The 19,975-nt window shown below is 73.7% G+C and carries 19 protein-coding genes; 12 read left to right on the top strand and 7 right to left on the bottom strand.

The window, feature by feature from the left end; translation table 11 throughout:
• Nucleotides 1-83 precede the first annotated feature (83 nt).
• The 5 genes from ACZ6Y1_RS04100 to ACZ6Y1_RS04080 are packed head-to-tail and all read left to right on the top strand — an operon-like array spanning nt 84 to nt 5,446.
• Nucleotides 84-1,742, top strand: coding sequence for an ABC transporter substrate-binding protein (locus ACZ6Y1_RS04100; protein ID WP_469622443.1), 1,659 nt, complete (start codon nt 84-86; stop codon nt 1,740-1,742).
• On the top strand, nt 1,739-2,722 hold the full coding sequence (locus tag ACZ6Y1_RS04095) for an ABC transporter permease (protein ID WP_469622440.1): 984 nt from the start codon (nt 1,739-1,741) through the stop codon (nt 2,720-2,722). The genes ACZ6Y1_RS04100 and ACZ6Y1_RS04095 overlap by 4 nt, the downstream gene beginning before the upstream one ends.
• On the top strand, nt 2,719-3,630 hold the full coding sequence (locus ACZ6Y1_RS04090; protein ID WP_469622436.1) for an ABC transporter permease: 912 nt from the start codon (nt 2,719-2,721) through the stop codon (nt 3,628-3,630). The genes ACZ6Y1_RS04095 and ACZ6Y1_RS04090 overlap by 4 nt, the downstream gene beginning before the upstream one ends.
• Entirely contained in the window at nt 3,630-4,604 is a 975-nt protein-coding gene (locus tag ACZ6Y1_RS04085) for an ABC transporter ATP-binding protein (RefSeq protein WP_469622433.1), read from the top strand. The genes ACZ6Y1_RS04090 and ACZ6Y1_RS04085 overlap by 1 nt, the downstream gene beginning before the upstream one ends.
• Nucleotides 4,601-5,446, top strand: coding sequence for an ABC transporter ATP-binding protein (locus tag ACZ6Y1_RS04080; protein WP_469622430.1), 846 nt, complete (start codon nt 4,601-4,603; stop codon nt 5,444-5,446). Before ACZ6Y1_RS04085 ends, ACZ6Y1_RS04080 begins: the two co-directional genes overlap by 4 nt.
• A gap of 43 nt (nt 5,447-5,489) precedes the next feature.
• Here ACZ6Y1_RS04080 and ACZ6Y1_RS04075 read toward each other — a convergent pair whose 3' ends face one another.
• A complete protein-coding gene (locus tag ACZ6Y1_RS04075) occupies nt 5,490-5,921 on the bottom strand; it encodes a nuclear transport factor 2 family protein (protein ID WP_469622427.1) in 432 nt (143 codons plus the stop codon).
• Between the two features lie 97 nt (nt 5,922-6,018).
• On the opposite strand from ACZ6Y1_RS04075, the gene ACZ6Y1_RS04070 reads away from it, so the two are divergent.
• The 3 genes from ACZ6Y1_RS04070 (at nt 6,019) to ACZ6Y1_RS04060 (ending at nt 8,018) form a co-directional block, all read left to right on the top strand.
• Nucleotides 6,019-6,588 carry a PadR family transcriptional regulator gene (locus tag ACZ6Y1_RS04070; RefSeq protein WP_469622423.1) on the top strand — a complete coding sequence of 190 codons (570 nt, stop codon included), beginning with the start codon at nt 6,019-6,021 and terminating at the stop codon, nt 6,586-6,588.
• Nucleotides 6,575-7,369 (top strand): SGNH/GDSL hydrolase family protein, encoded by a 795-nt coding sequence (locus ACZ6Y1_RS04065; RefSeq protein WP_469622420.1) that lies wholly within the window; start codon nt 6,575-6,577, stop codon nt 7,367-7,369. Before ACZ6Y1_RS04070 ends, ACZ6Y1_RS04065 begins: the two co-directional genes overlap by 14 nt.
• Nucleotides 7,370-7,463: 94 nt before the next feature.
• Nucleotides 7,464-8,018, top strand: coding sequence for a methyltransferase domain-containing protein (locus ACZ6Y1_RS04060; RefSeq protein WP_469622416.1), 555 nt, complete (start codon nt 7,464-7,466; stop codon nt 8,016-8,018).
• A gap of 17 nt (nt 8,019-8,035) precedes the next feature.
• Here ACZ6Y1_RS04060 and ACZ6Y1_RS04055 read toward each other — a convergent pair whose 3' ends face one another.
• Complete coding sequence (locus ACZ6Y1_RS04055) at nt 8,036-8,557, bottom strand: GNAT family N-acetyltransferase (protein ID WP_469622413.1); 522 nt, start codon at nt 8,555-8,557, stop codon at nt 8,036-8,038.
• 90 nt (nt 8,558-8,647) lie between these two features.
• Between ACZ6Y1_RS04055 and ACZ6Y1_RS04050 the strand changes: the two genes are divergently transcribed.
• From ACZ6Y1_RS04050 to ACZ6Y1_RS04040, 3 genes are read left to right on the top strand one after another with little or no spacing between them, the layout of a single operon-like run.
• Nucleotides 8,648-9,493: a hypothetical protein gene (locus ACZ6Y1_RS04050; RefSeq protein ID WP_469622409.1), complete on the top strand. Its 846-nt coding sequence runs from the start codon at nt 8,648-8,650 to the stop codon at nt 9,491-9,493.
• Nucleotides 9,493-11,652 carry a bifunctional serine/threonine-protein kinase/ABC transporter substrate-binding protein gene (locus tag ACZ6Y1_RS04045; protein WP_469622407.1) on the top strand — a complete coding sequence of 720 codons (2,160 nt, stop codon included), beginning with the start codon at nt 9,493-9,495 and terminating at the stop codon, nt 11,650-11,652. Before ACZ6Y1_RS04050 ends, ACZ6Y1_RS04045 begins: the two co-directional genes overlap by 1 nt.
• A gap of 6 nt (nt 11,653-11,658) precedes the next feature.
• On the top strand, nt 11,659-13,806 hold the full coding sequence (locus ACZ6Y1_RS04040) for a bifunctional serine/threonine-protein kinase/ABC transporter substrate-binding protein (RefSeq protein ID WP_469622401.1): 2,148 nt from the start codon (nt 11,659-11,661) through the stop codon (nt 13,804-13,806).
• Here ACZ6Y1_RS04040 and ACZ6Y1_RS04035 read toward each other — a convergent pair.
• The 3 genes from ACZ6Y1_RS04035 to ACZ6Y1_RS04025 all read right to left on the bottom strand — a co-directional run bounded on the left by ACZ6Y1_RS04035 (nt 13,799) and on the right by ACZ6Y1_RS04025 (nt 17,883).
• Nucleotides 13,799-14,452, bottom strand: coding sequence for a hypothetical protein (locus ACZ6Y1_RS04035; RefSeq protein WP_469622399.1), 654 nt, complete (start codon nt 14,450-14,452; stop codon nt 13,799-13,801). The two genes, ACZ6Y1_RS04040 and ACZ6Y1_RS04035, sit on opposite strands and share 8 nt — an antisense overlap.
• A 97-nt stretch (nt 14,453-14,549) precedes the next feature.
• Complete coding sequence (locus tag ACZ6Y1_RS04030) at nt 14,550-16,580, bottom strand: RICIN domain-containing protein (RefSeq protein ID WP_469622397.1); 2,031 nt, start codon at nt 16,578-16,580, stop codon at nt 14,550-14,552.
• A gap of 388 nt (nt 16,581-16,968) precedes the next feature.
• A complete protein-coding gene (locus tag ACZ6Y1_RS04025; RefSeq protein WP_469622392.1) occupies nt 16,969-17,883 on the bottom strand; it encodes an AraC family transcriptional regulator in 915 nt (304 codons plus the stop codon).
• Between the two features lie 96 nt (nt 17,884-17,979).
• Between ACZ6Y1_RS04025 and ACZ6Y1_RS04020 the strand changes: the two genes are divergently transcribed.
• Complete coding sequence (locus tag ACZ6Y1_RS04020; RefSeq protein WP_469622390.1) at nt 17,980-18,894, top strand: MBL fold metallo-hydrolase; 915 nt, start codon at nt 17,980-17,982, stop codon at nt 18,892-18,894.
• Nucleotides 18,895-18,910: 16 nt separating this feature from the next.
• Here ACZ6Y1_RS04020 and ACZ6Y1_RS04015 read toward each other — a convergent pair whose 3' ends face one another.
• Nucleotides 18,911-19,111: a WD40 repeat domain-containing protein gene (locus tag ACZ6Y1_RS04015; RefSeq protein ID WP_469623664.1), complete on the bottom strand. Its 201-nt coding sequence runs from the start codon at nt 19,109-19,111 to the stop codon at nt 18,911-18,913.
• A 73-nt stretch (nt 19,112-19,184) separates the two neighbouring features.
• Nucleotides 19,185-19,964: a polysaccharide deacetylase family protein gene (locus ACZ6Y1_RS04010; RefSeq protein WP_469622385.1), complete on the bottom strand. Its 780-nt coding sequence runs from the start codon at nt 19,962-19,964 to the stop codon at nt 19,185-19,187.
• Nucleotides 19,965-19,975: the final 11 nt, after the last annotated feature.

Below are 19,975 nucleotides of genomic sequence, written 5' to 3'. Positions count from 1 at the left end.
GTCACCGACTGAGCATCACGACCGGTCCGCCCCCGGCCGGGCGTCACCCACCCCGCAGAGCTCATCCCTCAGGGAGCCAGACGATGTCATCAGCCCGTAAGAGAACCCCGCTGACCCGCCGCACCCTCACCGCCGCCGCCTTCGCCGCCACCGCGATGCTCGTCACGAGCGCCTGCAGCGGTACCGCCCACCCCGCCAAGGACCAGGCCACCCCGTACAAGATCACGGACCGGACGCCGGCCGCCGCCGGGAACATCGACTCCTTCACCTGGTCGACCTTCGCGGAACCCGCCACCATCGACTACGCCTTCGCGTTCGACTACCCGCCGAACCAGATCCTCGCCAACGTCTGCGAGAGCCTGCTGCGCTGGAACCCGGACCTGACGACCTCGCCGAACCTCGCGACCTCGTACACCAACCCCACCCCCACCACCTGGGTCTACCAGATCCGCCCCGGCGTGCGCTTCCACGACGGTACGAAGCTCACCGCCGACGACGTCGTCGCCTCACTGCGCCGCCACCTCGACCCGGAGACGGCCAGCGTCTGGGCCTACCCCTTCCGCAACGTCAAGTCAGTCGACAGGACGGGGCCGCTGGAAGTCACCGTCACCCTCTCGCAGCCCGACGCCACCTTCAACAAGTACCTCGCCGCCGGCCCCGGAACCGTGGAGTCCGCCGCCACCCTCGCCAAGTCCGGCAAGAACTACGGCAATCCGCAGACCGGCGTGAACTGCACCGGCCCGTTCGCCTTCGAGAACTGGACGGCCGGCCAGTCCCTCACGCTCAAGCGGTTCGACGACTACTGGGACCCGGCACTCAAGGCGAAGGCCGGACAGGCCAAGTTCGTCTTCCTCGCCGACACCGCGACCCGGGTCAACGCCTTCCAGAGCGGAGAGGTCGACGGCGGCTGGATGGTACCGCCCAACGCATACGCCCAACTGGGCTCGACGCAGGCCGGAACGCTCTACTTCGGCCGCAACACCAGCGTCGCCGACGAGATCGTCAGCAACCTCAAGGGCCCCCTCGGCGACCCCCGGGTGCGCCAGGCCCTGCTGATGGCGACCGACCGCAAGGGCATCGTGAAGGCCGGCGTCGGCGGTGTCGGCGAGGTCGCCGACTCGCTCGTCACCGACAACCTCTGGGCCGAGGCCTCCGACGCGACCCGCGCCAAGTTCCTGCAGGACCTGCCGAAGTACCCGTACGACCCGGCCAAGGCCAAGGCGCTCGCCGCCGAGGCCGGGGTGAACGGCCAGAAAGTCGTGATCGCGACGAGTCCGCTCGACTCGCAGACGACCATCATCACCCAGGCCATTGCCCAGGCCGCCACGGCCATCGGCCTCAAGCCGGAGATCAACTCCCTCTCCGCCGAGAAGTACAGCACTCTCTTCACCGACCCGGCCGCACGCGAGGGCATCGACCTGTTCCTCACCTTCTGGTACACGTCGATCACCGACCCGCTCGACATGTACGGCTCCCTCCGCACCGGCGCCTACAGCAACTACGGAAACTGGTCCGACCCCGCCTTCGACGCGGCCGTCGACAAGGCCGCCGCGACCTACGACCGGGAGCTGCACGCGGAGGCCAACGCCGAGGCCCAGAAGACCGCCCTGCGGGAACTGCCCTGGCTGCCCCTGTACACCCAGCCCGTCAGCGTCTTCCTCGGCAAGAGGATCACCGGCGTCCAGCCCTCCATCGCCTACCTCTACTACCCGTGGGCGGCCGAGATCGGGGCCAGGGGATGACGGCCCCGGCGGCGACCGCCGTCCTGGCCCGGGCCGGACGGGTGCTGCGCCGGCTGACCGCCATGGCGGCGACCCTGCTCGTCACCTCCTTCCTCGTCTTCTCCTCCCTCTTCCTCGCGCCCGGGGACCCGGCGAGCTTCCTCACCAAGGGCCGCAGCCCCAGCCCCGGGCAACTCGCCGAGATCCGCCACCAGTACGGCTTCGACCAACCGTTCCTCGTCCGCTACTGGAACTGGCTCGAAGGAGTGCTGCACGGCGACTTCGGCCGCTCCTACCTCTTCCACCAGGACGTGAGCACGGTCATCTGGTCGCGGCTGCCCTCCTCCCTGCTCCTGATCGGCGTGTCCGCCCTGATGATCGCCGTGTTCGGCATCGGCTCCGGGGTCGTCGGCGCACTGCGCCGCGGATCGCGCACCGACCGCTGGCTCATGCTCCTGGTGACGGTGGGCGCCGCCGCGCCCGCCTTCGTCGCGGCCCTGCTGCTCAGGTCGTTCCTGGGCGTACGGCTCGGCTGGTTCCCGACGATCGGCAACGGCGAAGGCGTCCTGGACCGGCTGCACCACGTGATCCTTCCGGCCGCGGCCCTTTCCGTAACCTTCACCGCCCTGGTCACCCGCGTGACCCGCTCGGCCATGCTCGACGAACTGCGACGCGAACACGTGGAGGTCGCGCTGAGCCGGGGAACCCCGCGGCGGACCGTCATCAGGCGGCACGTCCTGCGCAACGCGCTCGGACCGATCGTCACCGTCTCCGCGCTGCTCGTCTCGGGGATGCTCGTCAGCACCGCGATCGTGGAGACCGCCTTCGGCATGTCCGGAGTGGGCTCCCTGCTCGTGCAGAGCGTGGACCAGCTGGACTTCCAGGTGGTGCAGGCGATCGTGCTGCTCGTGGTGGCCGCGTTCGTGATCGTCAACGCCCTCGTGGACCTCCTCCAGCCGCTGATCGACCCGCGCTCGGCCGCGGCGGGGAGCGCCCGGTGAGCACCCTTCACGAAGCGGGCACCGGCACCGGCGCCCGCACCCCGCAGGCCCCGCGTCCCGTGCGCACCCGGCCCGACCGGTTCGCCCGGCTCCGCCGCCTCGGCGGCGGCCCGCTCCAGCGGACCTGCCTCGTCCTGCTCGTCCTCTTCGTCCTGGTCGCGCTGTTCGCCCCCTGGGTCGCCCCGCAGGACCCGGCCTTCGGCGCTCTCGGCGACACCCTGCTCGGGCCGAGCGCCGGGCACTGGCTCGGCACCGACCAGGGCGGACACGACACCCTCTCGGCGCTGATCGTCGGCACCCGCACCAGCCTCACCGGCCCGCTCGCCGTCGTGCTCTTCTCCACCGTCCTCGGCATCGCCGTCGGCCTGTTCACCGCCTGGCGCGGCGGCTGGACGGACACCGCCGTCGGCCGCGCGCTCGACGTCCTGTTCGCCTTTCCGGCGCTGCTGCTCGCGATCCTCGCCGTGGCCCTGTTCGGCAAGGGGATGACGGCTCCGGTATTCGCCATGGCGATCGCCTACATGCCGTACACGGCGCGCGTGGTCCGCGGACTCGCCCTGCAGGAGAAGTCCCGCCCCTACATCGCCGCCTACCGGGTGCAGGGCCACTCCGCCCTGTACGTCACCGTCCGCAGGCTGCTGCCCAACATCGCCCCGACCCTGCTCGCGCAGTCGACGGTCAACTTCGGCTACGCGCTGCTCGACCTCGCCGCGCTCTCCTTCCTCGGGCTCGGTGTGCAGCCCCCCACCCCCGACTGGGGCGCCATGATCAATCAGGGCCAGACGGCCGTCCTGCAGGGGCAGCCGCTGTCCGCGATCGCGCCGGCCGTGGCCGTCGTCCTGGTCGTCGTCGCCTTCAACGTCGTCGGGGAAGACCTCGGCGACCGTCTCGCGGGGAGGGACTCCTGATGACACTGCTGGAATACGACGGCCTGCGCGTCACCCTCCCCGCGACGGCCCGCCCCGTCCTCGACGGCATCGGCCTCAGCGTCGCCGCCGGGGAGGTCGTCGCCCTCGTCGGCGAATCCGGCTCCGGCAAGTCCGTCACCGCCCGCGCCGCCCTCGGCCTTTTCCCCCACGGCGCCGGGGTCGCCGGCCGGGTCCGGGTGGACGGGACCGACGTGGTCGGCGCGGACCCCGCGCGCCTGCGCGACGTACGCACCAACACGGCGGCGATGATTTACCAGGATCCCCGCGCCGCCATCAACCCGGTACGCCGCGTGGGGGACTTCCTCACCGAGCCGCTGCGCCTCGTCCACGGCTGGACGAAGGCGCGCGCGGAGCGGCGGGCCGCCGAACTGCTCGACGCGGTCGGCCTGCCCGACCCCGTCCGGCACCTGGGGCAGTACCCGCACGAGCTCTCCGGCGGCATGCTCCAGCGCGTCGTCATCGCGGCGGCCCTCACCACCGAACCGAAGCTGCTGCTCTGCGACGAGCCGACGACCGCGCTCGACGTCAGCACCCAGGCGGAGATCCTGGCCGTCCTGGGGCGGCTCCAGCGGGAACGCGGCCTCGGGCTCCTGCTCATCACCCACGACATCGAGCTGGCGGCCTCGGTCAGTGACCGGATCTACGTGATGTACGCGGGCCGGATCGTGGAGACGGCGCCCGTGGCCGACCTGTTCGCCTCTCCCCGGCACCCCTACACGGCGGGCCTGCTCGGCTCCTCCCCGCCGCTCGCCGGTCCCCTCGTCCGGCTCACGCCCATCCCCGGCGCGCCGATGGGACTGCTGGAATCCGCCCCCGGCTGCGCCTTCGCACCGCGCTGCCGGTTCGCCGAGCCGGGGCGCTGCGACCGGTACGCGCCGGAACTGCGGTCGCACGGCCCGGCCGAGGTCGCCTGCCACCTGGCCGCCGAACTCACCCGCACGGAGGACAGATGAGCAGCGGAGAACTCCTGAAGGTCACCGGCCTGCGGAAGACCTACCGCACCGGCGGCACCGAGGTCGTCGCCGTCGACGACCTGTCCTTCTCCCTGCGTACGGGCGGTGCGCTGGGCATCGTGGGGGAGTCCGGGTCGGGGAAGACCACCACGGCCCGGATGCTGATCGGCCTCGAACGCCCCGATTCCGGCGAGATCCTGGTGCAGGGCACCCCGCTCGCGGCCTCCGTACGGGGGAGGCCGGCGCGGCTGGCTCGGGCCAAGGCCGTCCAGATCGTCTTCCAGGACCCCTACCTCTCCCTGGACGCCCGGCTCAGCATCGGCGCCACCATCGACGGGGTGCTCCGCCTGCACGGCACGTCCGACCGAACGGCCCGCGCCGCGCGGGTCCGGGAACTGCTCGGGCAGGTGGGCCTCGGCGACCGCGAGGCCGCCGCCCTGCCGCGCCGCCTCTCGGGCGGTCAGCGCCAGCGCGCGGCGATCGCCCGGGCGCTGGCCGTCCAACCCGCCGTCCTGGTGCTCGACGAGGCGGTGTCCGCGCTCGACGTGTCCGTGCAGGCACAGGTGCTGAACCTGCTCTCGGACATCCGGCGGGACACGGGCATAGGCCTGGTCTTCGTCAGCCACGACCTGGCCGTCGTGCGCTACGTGTGCGACGAGGCGCTCGTGATGTACCGGGGCCGCACCATGGAACACCGCCCGGTCCCCGAGCTCCTCGCCGACCCCCGTCACCCCTATACGAGGCTGCTGCTGGCCTCCGTACCCCGGCCGGGCTGGGACCCCGGCTCGATCAGCCGCCGACGCCGCGAGCTGGACCCCCTCGGCGGCACCCCGACGGCATGACGCGGGGCCCGTGACCGCACGGGCCCCGCGGCCATGACGGGAGCTACGCGCCGGCGGGGTCCGGGACGAGCCCGTCGGCGACCAGGCCGGCCAGTACCGCCTGGCCCAGGACCTGCACCGCCGACTGAGGGCGGACCATCACCGTGAACTCCTTGATCCGGCCCTCCTCGTCGAACTGCAGGAGGTCGATGCCGTGCACCTCCTTGCCCCGCACGGTGGCCCGGAACGGCAGGATCGCCGACGGGGCCTCCTGACCGTCGCGGCCGGTCTCCGCCGCGCCCTCGAAGTGCCCCACGTAACGGAGGTCCTCGAAGGTGCGCATCAGCACCCCGAAGAGGCCCAGCACCATCGGCTTGCCCTCGAAGGGTGTGAACTTCACCGGGCTGTAGAGCCGGATGTCATTGGTGAACAGGTCGTCCAGCAGGTTCGGATCGCGCTTCTCCACCGCGTCGCGGAAGCGTTCGGAAGTCTCCACGGCCCCTCCTCGAAGTCATGCCCTACTCATGAATATGACTAATCAATTTCATGAGTAGGATGCAGGGCAGGGCGAGGAAAGGGAAGGGGCTGTTTCCATGGCGTTGAGACATGCCGTGCTGGCGTCGCTGCTGGGCGGCGAGTTCAGCGGCTACCAGCTGGCGAAGGGGTTCGACATCGGCGTCGCCAACTTCTGGCACGCCCTGCCGCAGCAGCTCTACGCCGAGCTGGCCAAGCTGGAGCGGGAGGGCCTCGTGGCCGGCCGCGAGGTGGTCCAGGAGAGCAGGCCCAACAAGCGCCTGTTCCACGTCACCGACGCCGGACTCGCCGAGCTGGAGGCCTTCGCCGCGGCCGCCTCCAAGCCCTCCGTCATCCGCGACGACCTCCTCGTCAAGGTGCAGGCCGCCGACGGCATCGACACGGCGCCCGTCATCGCACAGCTCGAGGAACGCGCGGCGGCGGCCCAGGCCAAGATCGAACTTCTCGACGCGCTCCTGCGCCAGATGCGCGGAGAAGCGGACGAGGAGGAGTTCCTGCTCCGCGGCCGAGGTGTCGGCGGGTACCTCACCGCCCTGCGCGGCCGCGCCTTCGAACAGGGGCACCGGGAGTGGTGCCTGCGCGCCGCCACCGTACTGAGGGAAAGGCGGACGGCCCGTGCCGGACAGTGAGTACCTCCGTTACGTCGCCCTCGGCGACAGCCAGACCGAGGGACTCGGCGACGGCGACGACACCGTGGGCCACCGGGGCTTCGCCGACCGGCTCGCCGAGCACCTCGCGGCCGTCGAACCGCGCCTGCGGTACGCCAACCTGGCCGTACGGGGACGCGTCGCCGCCCAGGTCCGCGCCGAGCAGCTGGCACCCGCACGGGCCATGCAGCCCGACCTGGCCAGTGTGGTCTGCGGGGTCAACGACCTGCTCCGGCCGTCGTTCGACGCCGCGCGGACGGTCGGCCACCTGGAGGACATGTTCGCCGCGCTCACGGCCGCCGGCGCCCAGGTGGTGACCGTGACCTTCCCCGACATCGGGAGGATCGCCCCGCTCGCCAAGCCCCTGCGCCCCCGGGTGTCCGAGCTCAACGACCGCATCCGGGCCGCGGCCGTCCGGCACGGGGTCGTCGTCGCCGAAACCGGCCGGGAGGCGGTCGGCTCCGACCCGCGGCTGTGGGCGGTGGACCGGCTCCACGCCAGCCCCCTCGGCCACGAACGCATCGCCGCGGCCCTCGCCCACGCCCTCCGGCTGCCCGGCAGCGACGACAGCTGGGCCCGGCCGCTGCCGCCCCTGCCGCCCGTCCCGGGGCTGCGGGCGGCGGTGGACGAAGCCCGCTGGCTGGCGGGCTTCCTGGGCCCCTGGCTCGGCCGCCGACTGCGCGGCCGCTCCTCCGGCGACGGCCGGACGGCCAAGCGGCCCGAGCTGCTGCCGGTGACCCCGCAGGGCCGTCCGACGCCGTAACGTGGAATCAATATGGGGGACATGTCGCGTCAACCTCTGCCGTGGGTCGGGAACTGCTCCACGATCGGCGGAGCAACCCGGCCAAGGAGGCCCCATGACCACGCCCTTCGCGTCCGCCGCCTCGCACCCCGCCCGCCACGGGACGCCGTACCCGGCGCAGCTCCACACCCTGATCGAGGACCGGTTCGCGCTCGACGGCGCGCAGACCGTACTCGAACTGGGCGCGAGCGGCGCCGGCCCCGGACCCGGCCTGCTCGCCCTGTCGTTGACCGCGCGGGCCGACCACGTGTACGCCGTCCATCCCGACCCGGCGGTGCTCGCCGAGGGGAGCCGGCTCGCCGAGGAGCGGGGCTGCCCCAACGTGACCTGGCTGCGGGGGGACGCCTCCGCGGTCACCCGCCTCTGCCTGCCGCGCATCGACCTGTGCGTCATCGGCGGCGCCTTCCACCGCATGGACGGCGAACGGCTTGTGGCCGACCTCGACACCGTGCTCGCCCCGCGGGGCGGCGTCGCCGTGATCACCTCCCCGGACGGCCTCGACGACGTCACCGACGTACTCGCGAAGTCGGTGTTCTCCCGGGTCGAGACCACGAGCTGGGAACACCCGGTCGCCGTCACCGCCGCCCTCGCCCGCAGGCCCCGCCGCTGACCGGGGCGAGGCAACGGCTACAGCGCGCGGCGCATGCAGACCCTCGGCCACCGGTCCAGGCCGTGCTCCGCCTCCCGCGCCCGGATCTCCCGCAGCCCCGGGGTGAGCGCGCCCTCGTCCAGGCGCCGGAAGCCGCAGCGTTCGTAGTAGGGGGCGTTCCAGGGGACTTCGGTGAAGGTGGTGAGCGTCAGGGCGGGCACCCGCTCCAGCAGGGCGTGGTCCGCGAGGTGCTCCAGCAGGGCCCTGCCGATGGCGCGGCGCGCGTGGCCGGGGTGGACCGACACCTGCTCGACGTGCAGGGCGCCGTCCACGCGGTCGGCGATGAGGTACGCGACCGGCGGCGCGCCCTCGTCGTCGCCGCCGAAGTCGACGGCGACCCAGGCCAGGCCGGCCGCCACGTATCCGGCCAGTTCCTCCAGGGGCAGCGGTTCGTCGTCGGCGATCTCCGGCATGCCGATGTCCCGGAAGCACAGTCCGGCGGCCCTCTCGATGTCCTGGAGGACCGTCAGTTCGTCCCGGCGTGCTGCTCGAATGCGCATGAGCGCCATTGTCCCACCCCAAGATCCTTTTGACGTAAGGCAGTTGATCCAAAGCGGTCGGTGGGTACGATCGCTGCCGAGGGGGGACGCATGACTCACAGAGGCGGCTCCGCGCTGCGCGCCTGCGGGTGCGCGGCGGCGGGCCTGTTGGTACTGGCGGGCTGCTCGACCGGGGGCGCGGCGAAGAGCGGCGCGGGGGGCCGCACCCCGACGGCGGCGACGGCCGCCCCGGCGAGCGGCAGTCCGGACGCGAGCGCCGCACCCGCGCCCACGAAGCCGGCCGCCCCTCTCGTCCCGGAGCTGGACGAGTCCAAGCAGCCCCGGACGGCCGCCGAAGCCCGCGCCCTGATCGGCCGCATCGTCGTCGGCCAGGAGGCGTTCGGCCCCGAGATGGCCCGCAGGACCCCGTTCGAGAGCGATCCGCACCGCTGGCCCGTCCTCGACGAGGCCTGCGTCTGGCAGACCTCGCGCCTGCCCGAGGACGTGCTGGCCACCAGCACCCGCTACTTCCAGCTGCCGGCCGCGGAAGGCCACGGACGCGTGCAGATCAACGTGACCGTCACCGTGCACCGCGACCGCCAGGACTCCGGCTGGGAGACCGCCCACGCCATGGAGGAGGTGCTGCGCTGCCCCGACCAGCGGCTGCGCGAGGGCGAGGAGCTCAAAGGCCTGTGGGGAGCCTCCCTCTACGAGGGGGAGCAGCTCAACGGCTGGACCGAGGACGCCTTCACCGAATCCGGCCAGTACGTCAGCGAGGCGGACGGCGGCCCCCACCCCTACCTCTGGTCCCAGGGGCAGTTCGGACCGGTCACCATCGCCGTGGCCGGCAAGGGCGCGGCGGGCTTCACCCAGGAGGCGTTGAGCGCGCTCGTCGTCCAGGGCACCGCCCGCATGATGCTCCAGGCCAAGCAGCAGCTCGGAAAGGCGGCGGGCTGATGGAACGGCTGCACCCTTCGGACCCCTCCCGGATCGCGGACTACCGCCTCCTCGGCAGGCTCGGCGCCGGCGGCATGGGCGTCGTCTACCTCGGCCGCACCGACGACGGCGCGCTCGCCGCCGTGAAGGTGATCCGCGCCGAGTACGCCGACGAGGCCGACTTCCGGGCCCGCTTCCGCCGCGAGGCGGAGATCGCCGCCGAGGTCGACAGCCCCTGGGCCGTCCGGATCACCGGCGCCGACCCGGACGCCCACGAACCCTGGCTGGCCACCGCGTTCGTCGCCGGGCCCTCCCTGGCCGAGGCCGTCGCCGCTCACGGGCCGCTCCCGCTGCGCGCCGTACGGGTCCTCGGCAAGGCCATGGCCAAGGCCCTCGGGGTGATGCACCGGCAGGGCCTGGTGCACCGCGACGTCAAACCCGGCAACGTGCTGCTCGGCATGGACCGGCCCCGGCTCATCGACTTCGGGATCGCGCGCGGCGGCGAACACACGGCCCTGACCTCGGCGGACGCCGTCCTCGGTACCCCCGGCTTCATTCCGCCCGAGCAGGCCGAGGGCCGCCCCGCCGAACCGGCCGGCGACGTCTTCGCGCTGGGCTGCCTCCTCGCGTACGCCGCCACCGGACGCCTGCCCTTCGGCACCGGCACCGTCGAGGCGGTGCTCTACCGCACGGTCCACGACGAGCCCGAGTTCGGCCCGGAGGTCCTCGCCGACCCCGAACTGACCGCGCTGCTGCGCACCTGCCTCGCCAAGCACCCCGACATCCGCCCCACCGCCGCCGAACTCGACGAGGCGCTGACCGAGGACACCCCGGGGGAGGGCACCGCCTGGCTGCCCGACCCGGTCGTCGCCACCATCGCGGAGCGCGCCGCAGCCCTGCTGGCCCTGCCCGGCATCGACGAGACCGCCGCCGACCCGGAGGCGGCCCCCGCGCCCGTCACGGAGCCCGCCCCCTCGCGCAGGCGTTTCCTCGGCCTCGCCGCGGCGGGCACCGTGCTCGGCGCAGGCGGCGGCCTCACCGCCTGGCTGGCGCTGCGCGACGACGGAAAGGAGAGGAAGGCGGCGCCGCCCGCAGCCCGGAAGTGGGTGATCGGTGTGCAGGCCGACCTCTCCGGCCCGCAGAAGGCCCTCGGGCAGGCCCAGGAACGCGGGGTACGGCTCGCCGTCGACGCCTTCAACTCCCGTGAGGACAAGCCCTTCACGCTCACCGTGGCCACCGCCGACGACGCCGGCCGGGCGGACCGCTCCGCGGGCGCCGCCGCCGGTCTCATCGCCGACCGCGACGTGCTCGCCGTCATCGGCCCGACCGGCAACGCCACGGTCACCCCCTGCCTGGAGCTGTACGGCGAGGCCGCGCTGCCCCTGCTCACCGTCTCCGCCCTGGCGACCTCCTTCGGCGTCACGGACCGGCGCAGCTTCTTCCAGACCAGCGCCCTCTCCCTCGGCCAGGGCTCCGCCGTCAACCTCCAGCTCATCGGCGGCCAGGGAGCGCGCCGCCTCGGAGCGCTCTGCGACCGGGCGGGCGACGTCGAGGGCTGGCAGGCGGTCCTGCAGGGCAACCGCACCCTCGCCATCGTCTCCCCGCAGGCCACCTCGTACGGACGGGTCGTGCCGCGCGGCGCCGGGGACCTGTCGCCGGTCGTGGCCGACATGCTGGCCCACGGGATCGACTCCTTCTTCTACTCCGGCACCCCGGCGGGCGCGGCCAAGGTGGCCGGCCTGCTCGCCGCCGCCGGCTTCAAGGGGCCCCGGGCGGTCGACTACACCCTCGCCGGTCCCGAGTTCCTGACCACCGCCGGCCCGGCGGCCGAGGGCTGGCAGCTGCTCGCCCCCTACACGGGGCCGGAGGCCCCCGCGGTCGCCGACGTCGTCCGCGCGCACCGGGCGGCCTACGGCACGGCGCCCGAAGCCTGGACGGCCGAGGCCTACGACGCGGCCCGGCTGGTCATCGACCGGCTCGTCACGGCGGCGGCCGGCGGCGCCCGGCCCGCCCGCGCCGATCTGCTGACCGCCCTCGGCAAGGGGACCTTCCGCGGCCTGACGAAGGAGTACGCCTTCGACGAGTACCGGCAGGTGACGGGCAACACGTACTGGGCCCACCGGGTGGAGGGCGGGCGGATCCGCTACACCGGCCCGGCCGGCCAGGCCCCGCCGGCGTAGCCGCCGATGCGTCCCCTGCTGCCCGCCGATCCGGCCGCGATCGGCGGGAACCGTCTGCTGGGCCGCCTCGGCTCGGGCGGCATGGGCACGGTCTACCTGGGCCGTTCTCCCGCCGGGACCCTCGTCGCGGTCAAGGTGATCCGGGCCGACCATGGCGCCGACCCCGCCTTCCGCGCCCGGTTCCGCCGTGAGGCCGAGGCCGCGGCGGGGCTGACCGGGCGCTGGGTGGTCGCCGTGATCGCGGCCGACCCGGAGGCCCGGGAGCCCTGGCTGGCCACCCCGTTCGTGCCCGGGCCGTCCCTGTCGGAGGCCGTGTCCGGGTACGGTCCGCTGCCCGCCCGGAGCGTACGGATCCTCGGGGCGCGGCTCGCCGAGGCCCTGGCGGAGGTGCACGCGGCCGGGCTCGTCCACCGCGACGTGAAACCGGGCAACGTGCTGCTGGCCCCGGACGGCCCCCGTCTGATCGACTTCGGGATCGCGCGGGCCGCCGGCGCGACCACCCTGACGGCCGCCGACGCCGTCGTCGGCACCCCCGGCTACCTGGCGCCGGAGCTGGCCCGTGCGGGCGGCCCGGTGCCCGGCCCGGCCGGCGACGTCTTCTCCCTCGGCTGCGTCCTGGCGTACGCGGCGACCGCACGCGGTCCCTTCGGAGGCGGGCACGCGGCGGCGGTGGTCTTCCGCACCGTGCACGACGAGCCCGAACTGGCCGACCTGCCGGGCGAGTTGCTGGAGGCCGTACGTGCCTGCCTGGCGAAGGAGCCGGAGGCCCGGCCGACCCTCGCGGAACTCACCGGCCTTCTCGCCGGGGGCCGTCCGGGGGAGGAGGGCGACGGGGACTGGCTGCCGGCCCCGCTGCCCCGGCTCATCGCCGAACGCTCCACCCGGGCCCTGGACCTACCGGTCCCCGAGCCCACCCGGATCGACTCCCCGGAGGCGGGGACCGGGAGCCCGGTGAACCTCACCCGCAGGCGGCTGCTCGCGGCGGGCGGAGCCCTGCTCGTGGTCGGCGCACCGGTCGCCTGGTTCAGCACGCGGGGGCGGAGCGGCGGCAGCACGCCCCCGGCCGGCCGGGACCTGCCCGTGCTCACCCTCGGCCTCCAGGCCGACCTGACGGGTCCGGGCAAGGCCACCGGCCAGGCCCACGAGCGCGGCATGCGGCTGGCCGTCGACCGGCACAACGCCCGCGAGGACGCCGTGTTCCGGCTGGCCCTGCGCGTCGCCGACGACGGCGGGGACCGGGCCCGCGCCGCTCGGTCGGTCAGGGAACTGGCCGCCGACCCCGCGGTGCTCGCGCTCGCCGGGCCCACCTGGGAGGCCGCCGTGCCCGACCTCGCCACCGAGTGCACCACGGCCGGTCTCACCCTGTTGCTGGTGTCGGTCAACGGCCTGGACGAGGCCCAGTTCCGCAGGTGGCGTACCCTCTGCCCGACCCGTCCCGCCTGGGACTACGTGGCCAACCCGGTGATCCACTACCTGACCGACGTACGGCCCTCGCGCCGGACCGCGGTCGTCGAGGACGCGACCGGAGGGGACGAGGGCTGGCGGATCTCCCGCGTGCTCCAGCAGAGCCCCCCGGCCGGCGGCTCGGTGAGCCTCCACCGGATTCCCCAGGGCGGCTCCGACTTCGCGGGCGCCGTACGCGACCTGACCACCGCCGGAGCGGAAGGCGTGGTGTACGCGGGGACCTCACCGCAGCGCGCGGCGCTCCTGGCCCGCGCCCTGGCCGACGCCGGGTTCCAGGGCCCCCGGGCCGGCCTCCAGCCCATCATGGAGCCGGAGTTCCTGAGCGCTGCCGGGCCCGCGGCCGAGGGCTGGGAGATCGGCGCCTTCTTCACCGACGCGACGGCCGTGCCGGCCGCCGCCGGGTTCGTCGCCGCCCACCGGTCCGCGTACGGGGAGGCGCCCGCCCGCTGGGCCGTCGAGGCGTACGACGGCGTGGGTCTGCTGGCGGCCTGTCTGACGGGACTCCCGGAGGAGGCCAGGGACCGGGCGGGCCTGGCCCGCCGCTTCCCCCGGCAGACGTACCAGGGCCTGGCCAAGCCGCTGGCCTTCAACGCCGACACCCACGACCTGGAAGGCACGCGGGTGTCGTACCTCTACCGCGTCGAATCCGGCGCGTACCGCTACCAGGGGCCGTACCCCGACGTCACCTGAGGCGGAGCCGGCGCCGGCGCCGGATCAGGACCCCGGTGGCCGCCCCGGCGAGGGCGAGGACCGCCACGCCCGCGGTCGTCCACCAGAGGCCGGAACCGGAGTCGTCCCCGGCCGGTCCGGTCGCTCCGGCGGTGGCCGGTGCGCCGGCGGGGGTCGAGGCGGTCACGGGCGCGGCCGAGGGGGCCGGAGCCGAGGGCTGCGGCGGGGCCGTCACCGAGGGGGAGGGCGCGCCGGTGGCCGGAGCCGGGTCCACCACCGGTACGGCGACGTCGAGTTCCCCGTGCCCGAGGGACGGGAAGCCCACGTCGATCGTGACCTTCCAGGAACCCGGGGGCAGGGCCTCGGCCGTGGTCCACGCGGCCCGCGAGGTGCCGGCTGCGCGCACCAGGCGCCAGGGCCCGAGGGTCCGCGAGCCGTCCGGGCTCGTCGCGTTCACGGTGGCGGCGACGTTCTCCTCGATGGCGTCCCCGTCGTTCTCCCAGGTGATGTCGGCGGTCACCCGGCCCTCCCGTTGACCGGTCACCACCACTTTCACGGTGTCCCCGTGGGCGTGGGCCGCGACGGGAGTCAGGAACAGGAGGCCGAGTACGGCGAGAACGGCCGTCACGGTGGCCCGTACGGCCGGGAAAGCGATCTTGGTGCGCATCGTCGCGTCTCCGCTCGGGAAAGAGGGGTCCGGCGGACGGCCGCCGCGCGGGGCGGCCGTCCGCCGGGTGGAATCACGGCATCGGCCGGTCGGGCCGTCAGCCGGCCTTCTGCAGGGTCCAGACCTGCGTCGCGCGGCCGTCCGCGCGCTGGAGGTCCAGCAGCCAGTTCCCGTAGTACGGGCGGCTGCTCACGGTGAGGGCGAAGCCGCCGCTCGGGTCCGTGACCGTCACCGCGCCCGCCTTCGAGGAGACCTTCCAGTTCTGTGCGGCGTTGGAGCCGCACGGCTGCTGCGCGATCCACATGCCCGCGGCGGGGGTGCCGCCCGGCTGGAGGCACTTGCCGGAGGCCGCGGACTTGATGCGGACCTGTCCGTTGCCGGCGTCGTCGAAGTACCACTGCTGCTGCGCGTAGCCGTTGGCGCGGCCGCCGACGAGGACCGTGCCGTCGGCGGTGCGGCCGCCCCACAGCTCCGCCGCCATGCCCGTGCTGCCGTTGCCGAGCGTGTACTTGGTACCGGCGGTCGTGGTCGAACCGCCGCCGCCGGTGCCCGACGTCGTACGGAAGGAGGTGGCCTTGCCCGGCCCGCTGTCGCGGCCCGACGCGTCACGGACGGAGACGGCGACCTTGTACGAGGTGTCGGGGCGGAGGTTGTAGATGCGCAGCGACTGCGACTGCACCCACGTCAGGTGCTTGCCGTTCAGCAGGACCTGGTACCAGGCGGCGCCCTCGACCTTCGGCCAGCTCACGACGACGGAGTCGGACCGGATCTGGCCCGCCGTCACCGCCGGGCCGCCGGTGGGCGGCTTCGTCGGGCTCGCCGTCGGCTTGGTGGTCGGCGTCGGCGTGGGCGTGGGGTCGGTGCCGCCGCCTCCGCCGCCTCCGCCGCCGCCGTTGGCGCGCATCAGGAACTGGTTGTCGGCGATGTTCCAGTGCGTGGCCAGGTAGCTGCCGGCCTTGGGGCTGGTGTGGAAGTAGTCGTCGTGGTTGCAGTCGAGGATGTTCTCCGCGGCCTGGTTGGTGCAGATGTTGCGCATCTGCGGGTAGTACGGGGTGTCCGAGTAGCACATGACGTCGTACTCGTCGGTGCAGTGCGCACCCCGGCTGGTGTTCGGCGCGCTGTTGTTGACCGCGCCCAGGTTGTGGCCGAGTTCGTGCGCGGCGGTGTGACCGCCCCAGCAGCCGGAGTCCGTACGCCCGTAGGACGGGCCGAAGTTGCTCTGGTTGTTCTGGCCGGGCCGCTCGTCGCCGTTGAACGTGCCGATGCCGCAGTAGACCTGGGTGTCCGCGAAGATCATGTACTTGCGGTCGCGGCGGTCGAGGCCCTTGCCGGCGAGAGCGGAGTTCGTCGCGCTGAACTCGGACAGCGCCGAGTCCGGCAGTTCGATGTTCAGCACGGTCGGGGTGCAGTCGGCGGCCGTCACGTAGCGGATGTGGCGTACTCCGCCGGTCTCCTGGGCGCTGTTCGCGTAGATGAGGTCGGCGTCGGCCGCCCACTTGCGGAACGAGGCGGCGTACTGGGCGTACCGGTCGCGGCCGGGACCGTGCACGTACACGACCTGGACGCGGTTGCCGGTGCTGCCGTCGCCGTCGCACTGGACCGTCTGGCCCGCGGGCCCGGCCGCCACGGTCTGGCCGCCGCCCGAAGTGGCGGCGGGCGCGTCGGCCTTGGTCTTGGCGGAGCCGGCGTCGGCGGCCGCGGGCGCGTCCTGAGGACGCCCGCCGCCTTCCGTGGTGGACGGGTCGTCCACGGCGGGGTGGGCCGGATCCGCGGCGGCGGCCGTCTCCTTGACGGCGGGCGCGATGTCCTTCGTGATGTCGACGTCCTTGGGCGGAGCGTCGGGGCCGTGGGTGCACAGGCCGCCCTGGGTGCGGTACACGCCCACGCACCGGTCGCCCTTGGGGGCGGCCTGGAGGCCGTCGTACACCATGCCGCGCGCCGTCTCGTTGGCCGGAGCTGCCGACAGCGGCGCCGGCTCCTGGTCCCGGGCGGGCTCGGCGGCCATCACGGCCGTCTCGGCCACGGCCCCCGAGGCCTCCCCGGCCTCGGCGCCGTCACCGAGGCCGGAGTAGGCGATCCCCGCGGTGATCACCGCCGCCGAGGCCATGGCGGCGGTGAGGAGTATCAACCGCCGGGGTTTGCGGCGGTGTTCGCGTCGTCTGCGTCGTCCTGTCATGGGCACCTCAAGTCGTTGGTCGGATGACTGGGTGCGCGGAAGCCTGCCAGACGAATGCGCCGGAGAATTCGGACAAAGGTGAGAGTGGCTCAAGAAATCGTTCTGTTACCTGTCGCTCACATTTGACGAACAGTCAACTGCTAATAAAAAAGGGGCAGTTACGCGCGTCGCACTCGATTGGTCCAGGCCTTCCGGGAGGATTTGTTATCGAATCGAGATATGGCGACTTTGCTTGTTGACGGGAATTCAGTCAGGGATTCATCCAATTACTACCTGTCGAATTCCCTCGGTCACGACCCGTGAGGAACCCCGCAGTCCGGTCACGCCCGCGCCGCCCCCGTCAGACCGCGGCGGCCCGGTAGCGCCCCGGGGTCGTGCCGAACTCGCGGCTGAAGGCGTGCGACAGGGCGTACGGAGTGCCGTAGCCGACCCGGCGGGCGATGGCCGCCAGCGGGTCCGGGGTGTCGCGGAGCATGGCGGCGGCGAGGGTCAGGCGCCACCAGGCGAGGTACGCCATCGGAGGGCGGCCGACCAGCCTCGTGAACCGGCGGGCCAGGGTGGCGCGGGAGACGCCCGCCTCCGCCGCGAGCCGGTCGTTGCTCCACGGCGCGGACGGCTCTGCGTGCAGGGCCCGCAGGGCGGCCGCCGTCACCGGGTCGCCCAGTACGGCCGGCCACGCACCGGCCGTGCCCTCGGCCACCCATGAACGGATCATGTACACCAGGAGCAGGTCCAGCAGGCCGGGGACCGCCAGCGAGGCACCGGGCCGCTGTCCGTCCAGCTCCCGGCCCAGCAGGTCGATGGCGGCGCGCAGTTCGGGCCGGACGCCGACCCGGTTCGCCAGGTGTACGACCGGCGGCAGCTCCGCCAGGAGCGGGTGCACGCGGCTGTGGTCGAGCCGGTACTTGCCGCACAGCAGCTCGACCTCCCCGGCGGTGCCGCCCCGCGCCGCGCCCGGTTCCCTCCCGGCCGTCCACCGTTCGAACGGCACCGCCCGCTCCACCGTCGCGGCGTCGGCCGGGGAGTCGGCGATCACGTGCCCCGTCCCGTGCGGCAGCAGCACCGCGTCCCCCGCGCCGAGCGGGACCGGGGAACCGCCGTCGGGCAGCAGCCAGCAGCTCCCCTCCAGGACCACATGGAACCCCGCACCGTCGTACGGAGCCAACCGCGCGCACCAACTGCCTCCCACCCGCACCCGGTTGGAGGAGGCCTGCCCCGTGCGTACCGTCGAGATCGCGTCGCTCACCACATCCATCGGACCAGCGTACGGAACGGGTGTGAGACGTACGCGTATCCAGAGGAGCAGAACGGACATTGAGAGACTCACCGACCGCTTCCTAAGGTCGGAGACATGAGCGATGAGAACGCACAGCGCATGATGCTGGGAGACGTCGAGGTCATCCGGGTGGTGGAGTGGCAGGGCCCCTTCGTCCCGGCCCGGGACCTCGTACCGGACGCCCCGGCCGAGGTGTGGAAGGACCACGAGGACCAGCTGGCGCCGGACCACTGGGAGCCGGAGTCCGACACCGCGGTCATGGCACTGCAGACCTGGGTGCTGCGCAGCGCCGGGCGGACCGTCCTGGTCGACACCGGCGTGGGCAATGGGCGGGAACGGCCCGGCTCCCCCCGGTTCCACCACTGGCAGGGCGACTTCCTGGGGCAGCTGGCCCGGGCCGGCGTCCGCCCCGAGGACGTGGACGTCGTCGTCAACACCCACGTCCACGCCGACCACGTCGGCTGGAACACGGTCGGCGTACAGGGGGAGTGGGCGCCGGCTTTCCCCAACGCCCAGTACCTCGTCCCGGCCGCCGACGACTTCCACTTCGGCCCCGCCAACGGGTACGCGAAGGGCCTGCGGGAGGACGACCGGCTCCTGTACGAGGACAGCATCGCGCCCGTGCACCGGGCCGGGCAGTCCCTGCTGTGGGACGGGGCCCACCGCATCGACGAGAACCTCACCCTGGAATCCGCGCCCGGCCACACCCCCGGCTCCGCCGTACTGCGCCTCGCCTCCGGCGCCGACCGGGCCGTCTTCGTGGGCGACCTCCTGCACAGCCCGGTGCAGATCCTGGGGCCCGCCCGCAACAGCTGCTTCTGCATGGACGCGCGCCAGGCCGAGGCCAGCCGCCGCCGGGTCCTCGCCCGCGCAGCCGACGAGCGGGAACTGGTCGTCCCCGCCCACTTCGGCGGGACGGGAGCCGTGGAAGTGCGCCGGGACGGGGCCGGCTTCGCCTTCGCCCGCTGGGCGGCCCACGGCCAGGAGTAGGCCGCGGCGCCCCGGCTCACCCCTCGGGCGGCAGGAGGAACGCGCGCCGTTCCTCGGCCGAGAGCCGGTGCAGGAGGCGCGAGCGGGTGCGGCGCAGCAAGGTCCCCGGGTCGGTTCCGGACACGTCCCAGATCCGCAGCGTGCGGTCGCGCGAGGCGGTCACCAGCCGCGAGCCGTCCGGGTGCCAGTCCAGGCCGTTGACCCAGTCGCCGCCGATCCCGACGACGGCGAACTGCGCGGCCGTGTCCGGGTCCCAGAGGCGGACCGTCCGGTGCGCGGACGCGGCGAACTCAGTGAGCCGCCGGCGGGCCGAGCAGCAGCCCGCGCAGGTCGATGACCTCGTAACCCTCCTCCTGGACCGCGTCGACGATCCGGGGGAGGGCCTGCGCGTCGATGACGACCCCGTCGCCCGTGCTGCCCACGTGCATCTGGAGGATCGCGCCGGGAGCGAGCGCGTCCACGGCCCGCCCCACGGCCGCGTCCACGCTCATGCCGCCCGCGGGCCCGAGGTAGCCGTTGGTGTCGGCGGTGAACTCGATCGCCGCGTACCCGAGGCCGTTGACGTCGGCGACGGACTCCTCCGAGGTGGCGCTGTACGGGAACCGGAAGAAGGGCAGCGGCTCCGCCCCGGAGGCCGCGCGGATCGCCGCGTCGGCGCGGCGCACCTCCCGCGCCCGCTCGGCGGTGCTCAGGTCGTCGAAGTACGGGTGGCTGTGCGAATGGTTGCCCAGCCCGTGCGCGGCGCCCATGGCACGGACCGCGGCGGGGTGCTCCTCGGCGAACCGCCCGGTCGGGAAGAACGTCGCGGACAGCTCGCGGCGGCGCAGCTCACCGAGGACCGCGTCGATCCCGCTCCCGTCCCAGGCGGCGTTGAAGGTCAGCGCCACCACCTTGCGGGACGTGGGGATCCGGCGGATCTCACCGCCCATCAGCTCCTCCGGCGGCCGCGGTCCGGAGCGCGACTCCGTCCGCCCCGCCGCCCGGGCAGCGGACGCGACCGCACAGGGCATCAGTCCCGCGGCCGCCAGCGACAGCGCCGCCAGCGCGGCCCGTCGTCCCGTGTCCACCATCGTCCCGCCAC

The organism is Streptomyces sp. NPDC053432, from assembly GCF_055585365.1.
The sequence above is the reverse complement of the archived record's forward strand: the minus strand, read 5'-3'. Positions and strand labels throughout refer to the sequence as shown.